Origin of the sequence: Pseudomonas flexibilis, assembly GCF_000802425.1 — a bacterium.
GTDB classification, from domain to species: Bacteria; Pseudomonadota; Gammaproteobacteria; order Pseudomonadales; family Pseudomonadaceae; genus Serpens; species Serpens flexibilis.
The window spans coordinates 218,737-233,348 of the sequence record NZ_JRUD01000002.1; the positions used below are offsets into that span (position 1 = coordinate 218,737).

A 14,612-nucleotide genomic window follows, 5' to 3' on the forward strand; every position below is an offset into this window, starting at 1 on the left:
CCTTTGCGGGTGTGGGGGAGAGTTTCCTCGTTAACCCGGCAATAATGCGAAAGATTTGCATCCTTGCACAAGGGCTAATTGAGACTCGCCCTCATTCGCGTGGGCTGCTGCGCCTTTCGCGGGGCAGGTTGCCATGCAGCAGCGGAGCCAGCTCACGCGCCGGCAACGGCTTGCTGTACAGGTAGCCCTGGCCTTCGTCGCAGCCCTGGCTGATCAGGTAGCGTTCCTGTTCGCTGGTCTCCACCCCTTCGGCGATGACCTGCAGGGCGAGATTACGGGCCAGCTGGATGATGGCGCGCACGATGGCGGCATCTCCCTCCAGGGTCGGCTCGGTCTTCAGGTCGCGCACGAAGCTCTTGTCGATCTTGATCTTGTCCAGCGGCAGGCTCTTGAGATAGCTCAGCGAGGAATAGCCGGTGCCGAAGTCGTCGATGGCGATCAGCGCGCCGGCCTGACGCAGCCTGAGCAGGTGCTCGGCGGCGGCGTGCACGTCTTCCATCAGGCAGGTCTCGGTGATTTCCAGCTCCAGGCTGCCGGACGGCAGCCGGTGGCGCTGCAGCAGCTCGGCGACCAGGCCGGGCAACTGGCCGTGATGCAGCTGTACGGCGGACAGGTTGACCGCCATGCGCAGGTGCGTGAGGCCCTGGTCGTGCCACAGGCGCAGTTGCCGGCACGCCTGGTCGAGCACCCAGGCGCCGATCGGCAGGATGCTGCCGTTCTGCTCGGCCAGCGGAATGAAATGGTCCGGGGCGATGGGGCCGTGCAGCGGGTGTTGCCAGCGCAGCAGCACCTCGACGCCGCAGATGTGCTGGGTGCGGTAGTCGATCTGCGGTTGGTAGACCAGGTGCAGCTGATCGCAGGCCAGGGCCTGCAGCAGGTCCTTGTCCAGCTCGCGGCGGCGGCGCATCTCGCGGTCGACGCTGGCGATATAGAACTGGTAGCGGTTGCGGGCGCGGCGCTTGGCCAGCGTCATGGTCAGCTCGGCCTTCTGCAGCAGGTCACCGGAGTCGGCGCCGTCCTCGGGATAGAGGGTGATGCCGAGGGTGGCGCGCAGGTGTACCGGCTGGCCATCCAGCTCGAACGGCTCGTCCAGGCTGTCGAGGATGCTCTGCGCCAGCTCAGCGGCCTGGTAGGGCTGCTGCGGGTCGTTCTGGATCAGGGCGAACTGGTCGCCACCCAGGCGGGCCAGGCACTGCACCTGTCCGGCGTAGCGGCGCAGGCGTTCGCCGACGGCGGCCAGCAGCTGGTCGCCGCAGGGGTAGCCGAACTGCTCGTTGATCTCGCGAAAATCGTCCAGGCCCAGGCACAGCACGGCCACCTGCTGCTGCCGCTGGCCGGCCTCGGCGAGGATGCGCTGCAGGCGTGTCTGCAACTGCAGGCGGTTGGGCAGGTCGGTGAGCGCATCGTGCTCGGCGGCGCGCAGCAGGTTGTGCTCGGCCTGCTGGCGCAGCTGGCTGTGGTGCTCGATGGCGCCGAGCAGGCGATTGGCGGTGCGGATCCATTGCCCCAGCTCGTTGTGCTCATGCCCCTTGAGCATCGGCAACTGGTGTTCGCCGGGGCGTTCCGGGTTGATGCGTCCCAGATGGTCAAGCAGGCGCTCCAGCGGGCGGGTCAGCAGCCACTGGTAGATCAGGTGCAGCAGCAGCGCCAGGCCCAGGGCGCGCAGGAGGCCGCTGAGCAGAAGGAACAACGCGTCCTTGAGGAAGGCCTGGCCATAGAGCGCGGTATCCAGGCAAAGGCGCAGCTCGCCCACGGGCGCTTCATCAGGCAGTTGTCCCCGGAGTGCCACGCTCAGTGAGTGCTCGCGGCCGAACAGTGCATCGGTCACGGTGCGCCCGGGCAGCTCCAGTGGCGGGCGACTGCGCTCGGCCAGCGGCGGCTCGTCCGCATGACCGATGAAGGCACGGCGCACCGACTCGTGCTGGAACAGCCCCTCGATGACCTGTTCGGCCATGGCGCGATCCAGGGTCAGGGCCGCCTGCGCAGAGGGGTCGCGGAACATGCTGAGGATGCGCTTGGCATCACTGTCCAGGGTCGCGCGCACCTGGTGCAGGGTGTAGAGGATTTGCGCGGAGCTCAGCAACAGGCCAACCGCCAGGGCGGACAGCAGCGCGACCTGGAGCAACTTGCGGGACAGGCGACGGTGGCGTACCTGCGTCAAAGGCGGTGGTTCCTGAACAACGGCATGAAGGAACAGGGCAGGCGGCCTGCTCGCTGTCGATTCCTTCTGTGTCGGAAGGCGGGGCGCAGACTTTAATGCGTCAGAAAAACCGGTACGGTGCTGAAGTCGGCGAATCGCGAGGGGTGCAGCGGGGAACTGCGGCGGCCGAGGCCGCCGCAGGGGGAACGTCAGGCAGCGTAGTTGGCGGCCACGAAGTCCCAGTTCACCAGGTTCCAGAAGGACTCGACGTACTTCGGACGCATGTTGCGGTAGTCGATGTAGTAGGCGTGTTCCCAGACGTCGCAGGTCAGCAGCGGGGTGTCGCCGCTGGTCATCGGGTTGCCGGCGCCGATGGTGCTGGCCAGAGCCAGGGAGCCGTCGGCCTTCTTCACCAGCCAGGCCCAGCCGGAGCCGAAGGTGCCGATGGCGACCTTGGTGAACTCTTCCTTGAACTTGTCGAAGGAGCCGAAGGCGGCGTTGATGGCGTCAGCCAGGGCGCCGGTGGGTTGGCCACCGCCGTTGGGCTTCATGCAGTGCCAGTAGAAGGTGTGGTTCCACACCTGGGCGGCGTTGTTGAAGATGCCGCCGGAGGAGCTCTTGACGATCTCTTCCAGGGACTTGCCCTCGAACTCGGTGCCGGGGATCAGGTTGTTCAGGTTGGTGACGTAGGCCTGGTGGTGCTTGCCGTAGTGGTATTCCAGGGTTTCGGCGGAAATCTGCGGGGCCAGGGCGTCCTTGGCATACGGCAGCGGCGGCAATTCAAAAGCCATCGAAATTCTCCTCTCTTCAGGGGGCAAGGCAGGCGGCTGGCGGGTTTGCCAGCAAGGGTCTCGGGAGTGTGACTCCCTGTTCTATGAGCCCGGGAATCATAGCATCGGCACCCTGGCATATCCACGCGCGAACCGTGCGGGAAAAGGCTCTGGCGCAACGGCTGCGAGCCGGGCCGAGGCTCACTCGCCCAGCAGCAGGCGCGCGGCGATGCCCAGTAGCGTGGCGGCCACCGCCAGATCGATCAGCCGCCAGGTCAGGGGGCGCGCCAGTTTCGGCGCCAGCCAGGCGGCGCCCAGTGCCAGGCTGAGGAACCACAGCAGCGAGGCGCTGGCGGCGCCAAGCACGTAGGCGCCCGGCACGGCTTCGCGGGCGCCCACCGAGCCGATCAGCAGCACCGTGTCCAGGTAAACGTGCGGGTTGAGCAGGGTCACGGCCAGCGCGGCGAGCAGCACGGCGCGCAACGAACGCGGTCGGCGGCTGGTGTCCTGTTCCAGGCCCTGGGGACGCAGCGCACGCATCAGCGCCAGGCCGCCGTAGTAGATCAGGAATGCCGCACCGCCCCAGCGCGCGACGGCGAGCCACAGCGGATGGCTGGCGAGCAGGCCCGCCAGGCCGAATACCCCCACGGCGACCAGCACGGCGTCGCAGGCTACGCAGAGTAGCGCCACCGGCAGGTGATGTTCGCGCCGCAGGCTTTGCGCCAGTACGAAGGCGTTCTGCGCGCCGATCGCCATGATCAGGCCGGCGGCGATCAGCAATCCGTTGAAATAGCTTTGCCAGGCAACGTGCATCAGACAGGTATCCGCGGTTGGAGAGAAAGCGCTGGCAATTCTCCCTGGTGGGTCTATATAAGAAAAACAAATCCTATTTATGTCTCATTAGGAGAAGCGATTTGTTCGACTACAAATTGCTGGCCGCGCTGGGTGCCGTGGTGGAGCAGGGCGGCTTCGAGCGGGCAGCCCAGATGCTGGGGTTGTCGCAGTCGGCGGTGTCTCAGCGCATCAAGCTGCTGGAAACCCGCGTGGGCCAGCCGGTGCTGGTGCGTTCCACGCCGCCGGCGCCGACCGAACTGGGTCGGCGCCTGCTCAACCATGTGCAGCAGGTGCGCTTGCTGGAGGGTGAGCTCAGTGAGCTGCTGCCCAGCCTGGATGAGGGTGGTCTGCCGGATCGTCTGCGCATCGCCCTCAGCGCGGACAGCCTGGCCACCTGGTGGGCACCGGCGCTGGCGGATTTCTGCGCCGCTCAGGCGCTGCTGCTCGACCTGCTGCTGGAAGACCAGGACGTCGGTCTCAAGCGCATGCGTGCCGGCGAGGTGGCGGCCTGCCTGTGCGCGGTGGAGCGGCCGGTGGCCGGCGCGCGCAGCCTTCCTCTGGGCCGGATGCGCTACCGGGCACTCGCCAGTCCGGCGTTCATTGCCCGGCATTTTCCGGACGGGGTGACGCCGCGGCGGCTGGCCCAGGCGCCGGCTATCGTGTTCGGTCCGGATGATCGCCTGCAGCATCGCTATCTGGCGGCGCTGGGACAGGAGGGGGGGTTCCTGCATCATCTCTGTCCGTCCTCCGAAGGGTTCGTACGCCTGATCGAGAACGGCATCGGCTGGGGCCTGGTGCCCGAGATCCAGGTACGCGAGGCGTGCGCGGCGGGCCGCCTGCGCGAGCTGTTGACGGACCGGCCGATCGACGTACCGCTGTACTGGCACTACTGGCGCAACGGGGGCAGCCTGCTGGCCACGCTGACCGGTCACCTGCAGCGGCGTGCTGGAGAGTGGTTGCTTCCAGACTGATCAGCCCAGCACGCGCTGACCCCGGTAGATGCGCACGCGCAGGTTGTCCGGGGGGCTCTCCTGTTGCCGGTGGGCGTTCAGCGCCGCGCTGGCGGAGGGCTGATCCTGTTCGATCAACTGGGCCAGGCGTTCCCCCAGTTGATAGGTTTGCGGTTCGCGCGAGGTACGGCTGGCCATCAGCAGTGCCTCGACCGCGTCCGGCTGGTGCAGGTGGATATCGATGCCCTGCTCGTTGCGCACGCGGCGGCGTAGCAGTTGCATGCAGTCGATGAGGGCCTTGTTCATCTCCATAAAGTCTCCTGACGCCGGCGTGCGGGGAACTGCAGCTCTCCCGGCAGAAGCAAGCGGCATACCAGTCCGTTCGGCAGCACGCCCGGCGGGTTTGCGTGGCGTGCGCCGGGTCCTGCGCGCACCGGGCTGGTGCGCACAGGCAATCGCGTGGTGCGGGCTGCCGGTTGCAGGTTGGCGTGGTTATACTTTCGCCGTTTGCGCCCCTACGTTTCCAAGAGCACACCATGCGTAACGATGCCTTTGATGAAATCGACGATCTGCCCAGCCTGAGCGTTGAGCCCCGTGACCGAGACACGGTTTCCCCGGCGCTCGCCGAGCCGCGGCGGGAAAGTCGAGCGGTGGCCGAGACGCCTGCGCGCGGCCTGGCCGGTGGACTGGTCTGGGCACTGCTGCTGGCGGCGCTGATTGCCCTGGCCGGTCTGGCCTGGTGGAGCTACAAACAGCTGAGCCTGATGTCGCAGCAACTGGTGGCCACTCAGGAGAGCTTCGCGCGCATCAGCGAGGAAGCGGCCGGGCGCATCCAGGACATCAGTGGCAAGGTGGTCGCCACGGAAAGCAGCATCAGCGCCGGCACGGAAAGCCTGCAGCGGCAGCTGCGCCAGATGGAGGGCAAGCTGGAAGCGCTCAGCCGGCAGATCCGCGTGCAGGAAGCCAAGCAGGACAAGCGCCTGGATGCCCTGGAGGGCGAGATCAAGGCCCAGCTGGCCGCTGCCGGCAAGCTTGATGAGCGCATCAAGGCCCAGGGGGGCGAGCTGGCCGCGCTGAACGGCGTGCCCGAGCAGTTGGGCAAGATTCGCAGCGAACAAGGCAAGCAGGTCGAGGCGTTGCTGGCGCTGGACAAGGTACTCAAGACCCTTACCAACGACGTTCAGGCGCTGAAGAAGCTCAATGCCGGTCCGACCCTCAAGCGCCTGGAGCAGGACCTGCTGGTGCTGCGCAGCGAAGTGGCGGGTCTGCCAAGCGGTACCGGCACCACCGAGTTCGACACCTTCCGCGCCCAGGTGACGCGCAACATCACCACCCTGCAAACGCAGATCCAGACCCTGCAGCGGCAGATCGACGGCCGCTGAGGGGCGTAGGCCCCGGACAACGCTTTCCTTGTCCACCATGGCGACCGCGCCGTGGCCCGCCGGCGGCGGCCGGAACCGCGCTGACCGCCCTATAGCTCAGGCGTGACGCAGCCCAGCCGCCGGGCCAGCTCCCCGGCATATGCCTGCCAGTCCAGCAGCAGTGCGCGTTTGGCGCCGTCCGCGCCAGCCAGCTGGGCGTTCAGTTCCTGCTCGAAGGCCGCCAGGGTGTTGGGCGCGCCGCGTGCCGGATCGAGCAGTCGCTCGCGGCAGAACGCCTGCCAGCGCAGCCGTTCCTCTGCCGTCAGGCTGTCTGGAAGATTGCGCGCCCGATAACGGAACAGCAGCTCCGGCAGGCGCGGGTCGTCGAAGGACCAGGCCTCCCTGGCCAGCGCCTGCGGCTCACTGAGGCGCACCTGCTCGCACAGGCGGCGATCACGTTCGCCGAGGAAACCGCCGTACAGCTGTTGCTCGGGGTCATCCTGTCCATTACCGGCGAAGGTTTCCTCGGCATACAGCGCGGCCAGCTTGTCACGCCATTGTGTGGCCTGGTCCCGAAGCAGCATGGCGCGCCGCTGGCACAGCTCCAGATCCAGCCCGAGGCGCTCGCGGTCCTCGCCGCGCAGCACGTTCAGCGGCGCCAGCACCGGACACTTGTTGATATGCACCAGCTTGAGCGGGGCGGGCAGTTGGTCGTCGGCCAGATTGTCGCGTCGGGTGTACAGCCGCTCGCGCAGGGTCTCGGCATCCAGTTCCAGCAAGGGCGCGGGATCGGCCTGCAGGTCGCAGACGATCAGTGCGTTGCGGTTGCGCGGATGCCAGGCCAGCGGCAGCGCCACCGCCAGGTAATGGCGCTCGGCGGCGAAGCGCCCGGAAATGTGCACAAGGGGTTGCAGCAGGCGCACCCGCTCCATCACCTGATGCTTGCTGCGCAACTGGTACAGGTACTCGTAGAGGCGCGGTTGCCGCTCGCGCAGCAGGCGTGCCAGGCCAATGGTCGCCGTGACGTCGGACAGCGCATCGTGGGCCTGGCCGTGGTCAATGCCGTTGGCCTGGGTGAGCAGCTCCAGGCGCAGGCTGACACGGCCGTCCTGTTGCGGCCAGACAATGCCTTCCGGACGCAGCGCATAGGCGGCGCGCACCAGGTCGATCAGGTCCCAGCGGCTATTGCCGCCCTGCCATTCGCGGGCATAGGGGTCGAAGAAGTTGCGATACAGCCCGTAGCGGGTGAACTCGTCGTCGAAGCGCAGCGAGTTGTAGCCGGCGCCGCAGGTGCCGGGGCGCGCCAGCTCGGCGTGCAGGCGGGTGAAGAATTCGGCTTCGTCCTGGCCCTGGTCGAGCAGGGTCCGCGGGTGGATGCCGGTGATCAGGCAGGCGGCCGGGTGAGGAAGGATGTCGTCGGCCGGACGGCAGTAGAGGTTGACCGGTTCGCCAATGATGTTGAGCGCTTCATCCGTGCGCAGGCCGGCGACCTGCAGCGGGCGATCGCGGCGCGGATCGGTCCCGGTGGTTTCGTAGTCGTACCAGAAAATGCTCGGGGTCACGGTGGCCTCCTGTTGCGAGGCCGCGAGTTTAGAGGCTTTTTTCAGTGAGCGGGCTTATGGCCGGTGAAGGCGAAGTAGTCGCGCAGGGCTTCAACCAGCTCGAGAAACTCCGCCGGTGGCGACTCGAGATGGAAGCCGGAGTCGTAGCTGCCCGGGGTGACGTCTTCTCGGGTCCACTGGCAGGTGGCGTGGAAGTCGATGGGTCGCCAGACGCCCTCGGCGCCGGGAATCTTCAGGCGCATGTCGAAGCGCGCGCCGACCAGCAGCGGCCACTGGCTGATCAGCATCAGCCCCTCGCACGACAGGTTGCCGAGGTAGCCCAGCGGCTTGTCGGTGATCCGGTTGTAGACCTTGAGGTAATAGGGCAATTGCTGGCGCTGAATGCGCCGACGCCCGACGCCGGGCACAGCCTGGTCGTGGCTGACACGCGCTTGGCTCGACTTCTCCAACTCGGGCACTCGTACCTCCAGTTACCAGGAACACCGAACCGCGACCCTGCGAGGAATGGGCCAGCAGTGCAGGCCCCTTCCGCATGGATTCAAGGTGTATTCAAGGAGCGGAGATTAGCCGCTATCGGCGTCGATCTCCAGTGCAGGCGCCGGGGTGCGACATTTGTCGTCAATCAGCGGGCGCCGACGGTTTTCTCCGGATCGAAGTGGCCGAGCTGGCGCAGGGTTTCCAGGCGGGCCTTGGCGCGGTAGGAGTATTCGCTCAACGGGAAGCGATTGATGATGAACAGGTAGGTCTGGGTGGCGTCCACGAACAGGCTCTGCCGCTCCAGGCACTGACCGCGCAGCATGGAAATCTCCGGCTGCATGTAGACGCGCGAACGGCTGGCGCGCTCGGCCAGCGACAGCTCCAGCATCACTTTCTCGCAGTTGCCATCGTCGTAGGCGCGATAGGCGGAGTTCAGGTGCTTGTCCAGGTTGGCGCGGGTGCTGCAACCGGCGACGGCCAGGCTCGCCGCCAGCAGGATGAGGGGGAGTTTCATGAGGGTATCTCCTTTGCTTTGCCATCATATCGACAGTACCCCCGATTTCTTCAATCGAATCGCGCGGCTTTTTGCCCACAACCTCCGTTGGGTGTGAGGTCCGCGCCCGCCCGCCCGACGAGCGGCATTGCTAGACTCAGGCGCCTACGCATCTGCCAAGGAATGCCCATGCGCCGCCTGTCTTCCGCTCTACTCCTGCTGCTGTTTCTCGCAGGCTGCTCGCCGACCACTCCGCTGTTCGTGGCCCATGTGGCCACCCACGAAGTGGTCGAGTACAAGACCCTGAAGAGCAAGCGCATGGCCGCGGCGGTGGAAGAGGAGGGCGACCTGTTGACCTACAGCGCCCTGGCCATCCGCGACGCCCACAGTCCGCAGGCCGAGCAGCTCTACCTCTCGGGTTACCGGGACCGCGGCCTGAGCGACGAGGTGCGCGCCATCGCCCTCTACCAGATCGGCCTCATCTACATGAGCCGCTACAACGACCAGCGCGACGATGCCACCGCACAGCTTTACCTCAATCGCGTGCTCGATGAATTCCCCGCCACCCGCGCCGCCGAGCGCGCCGCCGAACGGTTGATGGCGCTGCGCGGCCGGGTCGACGAGCCGCTGCAGAAGAATGCCCGCGAGCTGCTGGCTGACTGGAAGCCCGGGGCCGATCTGGATCTCAACAAGCCCAGCCTGGATCAGGATATGACCCTGCTGTCGCGCCGAGCGGTGCTCAAGAACCGCGTGGCCGAAGCCGAGGAGCTGTATCTGCTGGCCCTGCGCGATCCGGGCGTGGCCGCCTCGATCAAGGAAAAGGCGCTCTACCAGCTGGGGTTGATGTACATGGCGGCGGACAACCCCCGCGCCGACCGCGACAAGGCCATCAACTATCTGCGCCGCCTGCTGGTGCAATACCCGAACGGCGAACTGGCCGACAAGGCGGCCCGCCACCTGGACCGGGTGCTGAACAGCCCGGCGGCCTGATGCAAGTCAAGCCGGTGGCGGCGAACTGTGCTGCAATGGCTCCACAGCCAACCTTCAAGGAGCCGCAATGAAGATCCGCCAACTGCTGGTCGTCATCGACCCCACCCAGGAAGCCCAGCCCGCCCTGCAGCGTGCTGCCTGGGTCGCCCGCCGCAACGGGGCGGCACTGGAACTGCTGCTCTGCGAGCATCAGTCCGCACTCGAAGGTGGTCTGCTGGACGGACCGCGCCTGCAGCACGCGCGTGATGGTCTGCTCGAGCAGCGGCGCGCCTCGCTGGAGCAGCTGGCCGAGCCGCTCCGCGCCGAGGGCCTGACGGTTACCTGCGAAACGCGCTGGGGACGGCCCTTGTACAAGATGATTCTGGCCCGTGTGGACGAGCTCAAGCCCGACATTCTGTTCCGCAACGCCTATCAGCACAGCCTGCTGCAGCGCCTGTTGTTCACCAGCAACAGTTGGCAGCTGATCCGCAAGTGCCCCTGCCCGCTGTGGCTGACCGGCGCGCGCGAGTGGCAACCCAAGCGCCTCTGCGCCGCCGTCGATCCGCTGCATTCAGCCGACAAGCCCGCCGCCCTGGATCACCAGTTGCTGGCCATTTCCCGTGAGCTGGCGGAGTCGCTTCAGCTGCAGGCCAGCTACGTGCACGCCTACGCACCACTGCCGCGCACCATGGTGTTCGATGCCGAACTGGTGGCCGATTACGACAGTTACTGCCGCAAGTACGGCGAGCAGCACCGCCAGGCCTTCGACCGCCTGCTGGCCGGTTATCCCGGCGCGGAAGGGCAGGGGCACCTGGTCGAGGGCTTCGCCGAGCAGGCCGTGCCGCGTTTTGTCGAGGAGCAGGACATCGATCTGCTGCTGATGGGGGCGATTGCCCGGGGCCACCTGGACAACGCGCTGATCGGCAATACCGCCGAGCGCATCCTCGAGGCCGTGCGCTGCGATCTGCTGGTGGTCAAGCCGCAGGGATTCGGTAGTTCCGACCAAACATGACTACAGGCGACGGGCGTAGTAGCCTCGGGGCAGACCGAATCAAGGAGTCCCCCGCATGTCGTCCCGTCGCACAAAGATCGTCGCCACCCTGGGCCCGGCCAGCAGCAGTCCCGAAGTACTCGAGCAGCTGATCCTCGCCGGGCTCAACGTGGCCCGGCTGAACTTCTCCCACGGTTCGCCGGACGAGCACAAGGCCCGCGCCCGCCTGGTGCGCGAGCTGGCCGCCAAGCATGGCCGCTTCGTGGCGCTGCTCGGCGACCTGCAGGGGCCGAAGATCCGTATCGCCAAGTTCGCCAACAAGCGCATCGAGCTGAAGGAAGGCGATAGCTTCCGCTTTTCCGTCACCCATCCGCGCGACGCCGGCAACCAGGAGGTGGTCGGCATCGACTACCCGGACCTGATCAAGGACTGCGGCGTCGGTGACGAGCTGCTGCTGGATGACGGCCGCGTGGTGATGCGCGTCGACGCCACCACCGCCGACGAACTGCTGTGCACCGTGCTGATCGGCGGCCCGCTGTCCGACCACAAGGGCATCAACCGCCGCGGCGGCGGTCTGACGGCGCCGGCGTTGACCGCCAAGGACAAGGCCGACATCAAGCTGGCTGCGGAAATGGAGCTGGACTACCTGGCGGTGTCCTTCCCGCGCGACGCCGCCGACATGGAACTGGCGCGCCGCCTGCGCGACGAGGCGGGTAGCAAGGCCTGGCTGGTGGCCAAGATCGAACGCGCCGAGGCGGTGGCCGACGATGAAGCGCTGGACGGCCTGATCCGCGCCTCCGATGCCGTGATGGTGGCCCGTGGCGACCTGGGTGTGGAGATCGGCGACGCCGAGCTGGTCGGCATCCAGAAGAAGATCATTCTGCACGCCCGTCGCTACAACAAGGCGGTCATCACCGCCACGCAGATGATGGAGTCCATGATCCACAGCCCGATGCCGACCCGTGCGGAGGTATCCGACGTGGCCAACGCCGTGCTGGACTACACCGACGCGGTGATGCTCTCGGCGGAAAGCGCCGCCGGCGATTACCCGGTGGAGGCGGTGAAGGCCATGGCGCGTATCTGCCTGGGTGCGGAAAAGCATCCCACCAGCCAGAAGTCCAGCCACCGCCTGGGGCAGAAGTTCGGCCGTTGCGACGAAAGCATCGCCCTGGCGGCCATGTATACCGCCAACCACTTTCCGGGCGTGAAGGCCATCATCAGCCTCACCGAGAGCGGCTTCACGCCGCTGATCATGTCGCGCATCCGGTCTTCGGTGCCGATCTACGCCTTCACCCGTCACCGCGAGACCCAGGCGCGCGTGGCGCTGTTCCGCGGCGTGGAAACCGTGCCGTTCGACATGGCCGAGCACGCCCTGGACAAGGTCAGCCAGGCGGCGGTGGACGAGCTGCTGAAGCGCGGCGTGGTGGAACGCGGTGATTGGGTGATCCTGACCAAGGGCGACACCTACCACACCATTGGCGGCACCAACAGCATGAAGCTCCTGCATGTCGGCGAGCCGCTGGTCTGAGGTGGGGCGAGGGGCGTCTTCGGGCGCCCTTCAACGTCCCGGCAGCGGCGCGCCGATGGCGTGCGAACGGGGCGTCAACAACTTGCTGCGCAGCCAGTCGGTCATCGGTTGTTCCACGAACCGGTAGATGCCGACCGCTACCAGCAGGCACAGGCCGATGGTCAGTGGCGCCATCACGAAGGCCAGCGGCCCCGGCGCGTCGAAGACGTGGAAGACCTTGTTGAACACCTTCATCACGTAGGGGTGAAACAGGTACAGCGAAAAACTGGCGTCGCCGATCAGCACCACCCGCGGGGGCAGTTGGCGACCTGCCAGGCCATGCACCAGCGCCAGGAAGGCCAGCGCGGCGGGAATGCCCCAGCTGCCGCTGCGCCCCAGCCAGGGATGGAGCAGACCGCTGAAGGGCAGGCAGACGATGCAGGCCACACCCATGACGATGAGTGCCGTGCGGGTCTGGCGCGCAATCCCCGCTGTCCGCCAGGCGGCGGTGTGCCTGTAGAAGGCGTAGCAACCCATGCCCAGCACGAACTCCAGCAGGATTTCATTGGTGTAGAACGCCAGCACCACCGACTCGAAGCGCACCAGCGCGCCCAGCAGCACCAGGCCCAGCAGCAGGCCCGAGGCGATCAGCAGGCGATGCCGGTGGCTGATCGCCATGGCCAGGGCGAACACCGCGTAGAAGAACATCTCGAAGTTCAGCGTCCAGCCCAGGAACAACAGGGGCTGCACGCTATCGCCCTTCAGGTAGGGAATGAACAGCAGCGACTTGAGCAGCCCGGCGACATCGGCCGTGGTGTTGTCCAGCAGGTCGGGCAGCAGCAGGGCAACGCCGAAGACCCCGAAGGTCCCCAGCCAGTAGAGCGGCACCACCCGGATGACGCGCTTGGCGAAGAAATGACGCGTCGACCTCTCGGTGACCAGGGCCATGATGAAGCCGCTGATGACGAAGAAGATGTCCACGCCCCAGGCGCCTTCCCGGAACAGCGGTATGTGGTAGACGACCACGGCGGTCGCCGCGATCGCGCGCAGCAGCTGGATGCTGTCCAGCTTGTCGGCCGAGGCCGTGTGAGCAGATGTCATGCGGAAATCCCTTTCGATAGAGCGCCCGACCACCGTCGAGCACACGGGCCCTTTCCCAGGTCCGCAGCCCAGTCAAGCAGACGGCGGCTGAGAAGCGAGCGGCTTTTTGACAGACGGTCGAATCGCGTCTAGACCCTGCCACGGTCGTGCATTCGGCCGACCGCCAAGGACGATGCCACCACAGGGAGAAATGCCATGCGAACACTGGCCGGCCTGACACTGCTTGTCTGGGCGCTGAGCGTGCGTGGAGACGCCGTCCAGGCCCCTGGAACGGACGTGAAGTGGCTGCATGGCCTGCCCTCCATCGTCTGCTGGGGGGACTCGCTGACCACCTCCAGCTACCCGCACTTCCTGGCCAAGCTGACCGGGCGCACGGTCACCAACCGTGGCGTGGGCGGCAACACCAGCGCGCAGATCGCCGCCCGCCAGGGAGGCCGGCCGACCTACGTGAAGCTGACCGGCGGCAAGATACCCAGCAGCGGCACGGTGGACGTCGCGGAGTTCACCGTGGTGCCCATGACCCAGTACGGCCGGCAGCAGCTCGAAGGCACGCTGGGCGGCGTGCGCGGCGTGCTGCGTCGCCACTCCGACACGGCCTACACCTTCACCCGTGCCCAGGCGGGGGATGCCGTGGACGCGCCGGTCGCCTTGCCGTTTCTGATGGATATCGGCGACACCGACCACGAGATCGCCGTGATCTGGGCGGGGCGCAACAACTACGACGAACCGCAGCAGGTCATTTCCGACGTGCGCGCCATGGTCGAGTTCCTCAAGCCCCTGCACAAGCGCTTCCTGGTCATGCCGCCGCCGAATGCCGATTTCGCCCATGAATACATCGGCGGCCGACACTACGCGGACTTCGTCGCCATCCGCGACGGGTTGCGCGAGGCCTTCCCGAACAACTTCCTGGATATCTGGCAACTGCTGGTGGAAAGCTACGACCCCCGGGACCCCGGCGATGTCGCGGACTACCGGCACGGCATCGTGCCCCGCTCGCTGCGTGATGACCGCATCCACCTCAACGAGAAGGGTGCGCGGCTGGTGGCCGAGAAGGTGCGTGACTACCTGATCGACTTCAAGGGCTACTGATCGAGGATCATCTCGAAACCGCCGAAGATCAGGCGCTTGCCGTCATAGGGCATCGGATTGGTTTCCGGAGCCAGGCGTGGATCGCTCATCACCTTCTGGTGGGCGGCATCGCGCACGCTCTTCGACGGCCAGAGAATCCAGGAAAACACCACCGTTTCCTCCGGCGTGCGCTGCACGGCCATCGGAAAGGACGTCAGCTTGCCCTCCGGTACATCGTCGCCCCAGCACTCGACCACCTTGAGCGCTCCATGCTCCTTGAACACCTGCGCGGCGATCTGTGCGTGGTGCTGGTATTGCTCCCGGTTGGCGGTCGGCACGGCCGCCACGAAGCCATCGACATAGGTCATGTCTGATTCTCCTATCGGTAC

The 14,612-nt window shown here is 66.5% G+C and carries 15 protein-coding genes; 6 read left to right on the top strand and 9 right to left on the bottom strand.

Translation table 11 applies throughout. From position 1 onward, the window contains the following. Positions 1-91: 91 nt before the first annotated feature. The 3 genes from SF06_RS01615 to SF06_RS01625 all read right to left on the bottom strand — a co-directional run bounded on the left by SF06_RS01615 (position 92) and on the right by SF06_RS01625 (position 3,723). Positions 92-2,161, bottom strand: coding sequence for a putative bifunctional diguanylate cyclase/phosphodiesterase (locus tag SF06_RS01615; RefSeq protein ID WP_039559578.1), 2,070 nt, complete (start codon positions 2,159-2,161; stop codon positions 92-94). 188 nt (positions 2,162-2,349) lie between these two features. Then, a complete protein-coding gene (gene sodB, locus SF06_RS01620; RefSeq protein WP_027588778.1) occupies positions 2,350-2,931 on the bottom strand; it encodes a superoxide dismutase [Fe] in 582 nt (193 codons plus the stop codon). A gap of 180 nt (positions 2,932-3,111) precedes the next feature. After that, positions 3,112-3,723, bottom strand: a complete 612-nt coding sequence (locus tag SF06_RS01625) for a LysE/ArgO family amino acid transporter (protein WP_027588777.1) — start codon at positions 3,721-3,723, stop codon at positions 3,112-3,114. Between the two features lie 101 nt (positions 3,724-3,824). Between SF06_RS01625 and SF06_RS01630 the strand changes: the two genes are divergently transcribed. Further along, positions 3,825-4,715, top strand: coding sequence for a LysR family transcriptional regulator ArgP (locus SF06_RS01630; protein WP_027588776.1), 891 nt, complete (start codon positions 3,825-3,827; stop codon positions 4,713-4,715). Here the strand turns inward: SF06_RS01630 and SF06_RS01635 are convergent, their stop codons facing one another. Then, positions 4,716-5,000 (bottom strand): hypothetical protein, encoded by a 285-nt coding sequence (locus SF06_RS01635; RefSeq protein WP_162172904.1) that lies wholly within the window; start codon positions 4,998-5,000, stop codon positions 4,716-4,718. Positions 5,001-5,230: 230 nt separating this feature from the next. Here SF06_RS01635 and SF06_RS01640 point away from each other — a divergent pair, with 230 nt between their 5' ends. Beyond that, the gene (locus SF06_RS01640) at positions 5,231-6,076 is read left to right on the top strand and encodes a hypothetical protein (protein WP_039559582.1); all 846 of its coding nucleotides are present in this window, start codon (positions 5,231-5,233) and stop codon (positions 6,074-6,076) included. An 89-nt stretch (positions 6,077-6,165) separates the two neighbouring features. Here the strand turns inward: SF06_RS01640 and sbcB are convergent, their stop codons facing one another. From sbcB to SF06_RS01655, 3 genes are all read right to left on the bottom strand, one after another. Next, the gene (sbcB, locus tag SF06_RS01645) at positions 6,166-7,617 is read right to left on the bottom strand and encodes an exodeoxyribonuclease I (protein WP_039559583.1); all 1,452 of its coding nucleotides are present in this window, start codon (positions 7,615-7,617) and stop codon (positions 6,166-6,168) included. Between the two features lie 41 nt (positions 7,618-7,658). Beyond that, positions 7,659-8,066 (bottom strand): PilZ domain-containing protein, encoded by a 408-nt coding sequence (locus tag SF06_RS01650; RefSeq protein ID WP_407681078.1) that lies wholly within the window; start codon positions 8,064-8,066, stop codon positions 7,659-7,661. A gap of 173 nt (positions 8,067-8,239) precedes the next feature. Next, on the bottom strand, positions 8,240-8,608 hold the full coding sequence (locus SF06_RS01655; protein ID WP_027588771.1) for a hypothetical protein: 369 nt from the start codon (positions 8,606-8,608) through the stop codon (positions 8,240-8,242). A gap of 162 nt (positions 8,609-8,770) precedes the next feature. Between SF06_RS01655 and SF06_RS01660 the strand changes: the two genes are divergently transcribed. The 3 genes from SF06_RS01660 to pyk all read left to right on the top strand — a co-directional run bounded on the left by SF06_RS01660 (position 8,771) and on the right by pyk (position 12,075). After that, on the top strand, positions 8,771-9,577 hold the full coding sequence (locus SF06_RS01660; RefSeq protein WP_027588770.1) for a tetratricopeptide repeat protein: 807 nt from the start codon (positions 8,771-8,773) through the stop codon (positions 9,575-9,577). Between the two features lie 67 nt (positions 9,578-9,644). Beyond that, positions 9,645-10,568, top strand: coding sequence for a universal stress protein (locus SF06_RS01665; protein ID WP_039559585.1), 924 nt, complete (start codon positions 9,645-9,647; stop codon positions 10,566-10,568). A gap of 55 nt (positions 10,569-10,623) precedes the next feature. Beyond that, complete coding sequence (gene pyk / locus SF06_RS01670; protein WP_039559587.1) at positions 10,624-12,075, top strand: pyruvate kinase; 1,452 nt, start codon at positions 10,624-10,626, stop codon at positions 12,073-12,075. Positions 12,076-12,105: 30 nt separating this feature from the next. Here the strand turns inward: pyk and SF06_RS01675 are convergent, their stop codons facing one another. Continuing rightward, on the bottom strand, positions 12,106-13,155 hold the full coding sequence (locus tag SF06_RS01675) for an acyltransferase family protein (RefSeq protein ID WP_052199675.1): 1,050 nt from the start codon (positions 13,153-13,155) through the stop codon (positions 12,106-12,108). Between the two features lie 195 nt (positions 13,156-13,350). Between SF06_RS01675 and SF06_RS01680 the strand changes: the two genes are divergently transcribed. After that, positions 13,351-14,244, top strand: coding sequence for an SGNH/GDSL hydrolase family protein (locus SF06_RS01680; protein WP_139181999.1), 894 nt, complete (start codon positions 13,351-13,353; stop codon positions 14,242-14,244). Here the strand turns inward: SF06_RS01680 and SF06_RS01685 are convergent. Then, entirely contained in the window at positions 14,238-14,591 is a 354-nt protein-coding gene (locus SF06_RS01685) for a DUF1428 domain-containing protein (RefSeq protein ID WP_039559590.1), read from the bottom strand. The genes SF06_RS01680 and SF06_RS01685 overlap by 7 nt on opposite strands. Positions 14,592-14,612 lie beyond the last annotated feature (21 nt).